At 31.0% G+C, this 1,696-nt stretch carries 5 protein-coding genes; all 5 read left to right on the top strand.

The annotated features are described in order from the left end of the window. Nucleotides 1-370, top strand: a 370-nt coding sequence (locus OCV67_RS12985) for a hypothetical protein (protein WP_178085173.1), incomplete at its 5' end; no start/stop codon positions are given. Nucleotides 371-405: 35 nt separating this feature from the next. Further along, complete coding sequence (locus OCV67_RS12980) at nucleotides 406-621, top strand: hypothetical protein (protein ID WP_147644362.1); 216 nt, start codon at nucleotides 406-408, stop codon at nucleotides 619-621. Nucleotides 622-623: 2 nt separating this feature from the next. Then, nucleotides 624-746 (top strand): DUF3789 domain-containing protein, encoded by a 123-nt coding sequence (locus OCV67_RS12975; protein ID WP_178085172.1) that lies wholly within the window; start codon nucleotides 624-626, stop codon nucleotides 744-746. Then, on the top strand, nucleotides 739-1,143 hold the full coding sequence (locus OCV67_RS12970; protein WP_147644360.1) for a single-stranded DNA-binding protein: 405 nt from the start codon (nucleotides 739-741) through the stop codon (nucleotides 1,141-1,143). The genes OCV67_RS12975 and OCV67_RS12970 overlap by 8 nt, the downstream gene beginning before the upstream one ends. Before the next feature lie 40 nt (nucleotides 1,144-1,183). Further along, nucleotides 1,184-1,330: a hypothetical protein gene (locus OCV67_RS12965; RefSeq protein WP_178085171.1), complete on the top strand. Its 147-nt coding sequence runs from the start codon at nucleotides 1,184-1,186 to the stop codon at nucleotides 1,328-1,330. The last annotated feature ends 366 nt before the right edge of the window (nucleotides 1,331-1,696 follow it).

The following is a 1,696-nucleotide window of genomic DNA, read 5'->3' as shown; positions in this document are numbered from 1 at the left end:
TTCAAGCTTTAATCCCAAAAAATACATAAAAGAAATGCTGTTAAATGAAGAAACATTTGATGTAGCTATTTTGACTGTAGAGAATAGTATTGATGAGATTAGGCTGATTAATGAGAATTCACAAAATAGTTTTGATAATCAGTTTGATAAGTTAATTTTGAAATACTTATTAAAATATGTTCAAGTAAATAAAATTAAATTTAACTGTGTGCATGACTTGTATGATATATTGAATAATCAGAACTTCCAAGAGTATGTTATGGAACGGATAAATGATAAATGGACTTGTATACACCAAAGAATCATATCATTAACTATTTTGTTTCAGGAACTTACAGGAATAATTTATAAGGCTTCTTCAGAAAATTAAAAATTCGCCATTGGCGAATTGGAAAGGAAAGTAAAATGTTAAGTACTAAAATTGGTAATGAGCAAATACAACTTAAACTAGATGGAGAAATCAAAGATATAATAATGGATTTGTGTAATCTTATAATTTTGTTTTGTGATGAAATAGAATATCGTGCTGGATTGCAGTCTGAGAAAACATATCAGGTAATAAAAGCAGTGTGCGATTCTCACTTTAAAGGTACAGAAAAAATCAGAGAAAGAAGTGAATAAAGATGTTAGGATTTATAATAGGTATATTTGCCGGAGGAGTTTTCGGTACATTTACAATGGCTTTGATGAAATCATCCGGACAAGCAGACAGAAAAATAATAGCAGGAGGAAATAAAAATGCTTAATACAGTAACAATAATGGGACGTCTGACCGCCGATCCGGATTTAGGACAGACGCCGAATAATATTTCAGTGTGCAAATTTACGGTAGCTGTAGAGGAAGATATTCCGGACAAGAACGGAAAGAGAGCAGCACAATTTATTTCAGTGATAGCATGGAGACAAACAGCAGAATTTGTATCACGTAATTTCACCAAAGGAAAGTTTATAATTGTACAGGGAAGATTGAAAAACAATAATTACGAAAAGGAAAACATAAAACATTACGGAATGCAGGTTGAAGCAAATCATGTTTACTTTGGAGGAGATAAACCAAATAAGCCTACAGCTTCACCTGTGCAGCAGGATCTTCCGGAAGAACTTTCAGAATATGAAATGCTGACAGATGAAGAACCGTTTTAATTTATAAAATTCGCCAATGGCGAATTGGAAAGGACTATTTATGTATGAATTAATAAAATATATATTAAAAGCAATTGTTGTTTCAGGTTGTGTTGTTGGTGGTGTTGTCAGTTGTGTTGCTATATTATACGTGATACATAATAAAATATCTCAATGGCTAAAAAAGAATGAAACTAAAGAGAACTAAAAATAAAAGCTATAATATTTCTTTGATGTATATTTTTATGGTTGAAATTAAATTGGGGGATTATTCCGTAAAGACCATAGCAATATTAGATATTATAAAAAATATATTATTAATTATTCTTATGATATTATTATATTGGAGATGTTGCTTATTATAATTCACCAATGGCGAATAAAAAAGAAGCCTGTAAAAGGCTTCCATAATTGACAAAATATGACCGTATATGCTATAATCAATATATGGTGACTGCATAACGGTAGGCGGTTTCTCCCGTAAGGGAGGTGATAGCTATGATGACATTTTCTGAATTGTTTCAATTCGTTACAATGCTCACACAAGTTATCTCTCTTTGCTATCTTGTATTTC

Source organism: Porcipelethomonas ammoniilytica (assembly GCF_025567485.1).
Lineage (GTDB): Bacteria > Bacillota > Clostridia > Oscillospirales > Ruminococcaceae > Porcipelethomonas > Porcipelethomonas ammoniilytica.
This window is presented reverse-complemented; position numbering and strand designations above follow the sequence as displayed.

Bases quoted from the DNA above. Each gene is read 5' to 3' on its own strand.
- OCV67_RS12980 (WP_147644362.1), top strand. From the start codon at position 406: ATGTTAAGTACTAAAATTGGTAATGAGCAAATACAACTTAAACTAGAT.
- OCV67_RS12965 (WP_178085171.1), top strand. From the start codon at position 1,184: ATGTATGAATTAATAAAATATATATTAAAAGCAATTGTTGTTTCAGGT.
- OCV67_RS12970 (WP_147644360.1), top strand. From the start codon at position 739: ATGCTTAATACAGTAACAATAATGGGACGTCTGACCGCCGATCCGGAT.
- OCV67_RS12975 (WP_178085172.1), top strand. From the start codon at position 624: ATGTTAGGATTTATAATAGGTATATTTGCCGGAGGAGTTTTCGGTACA.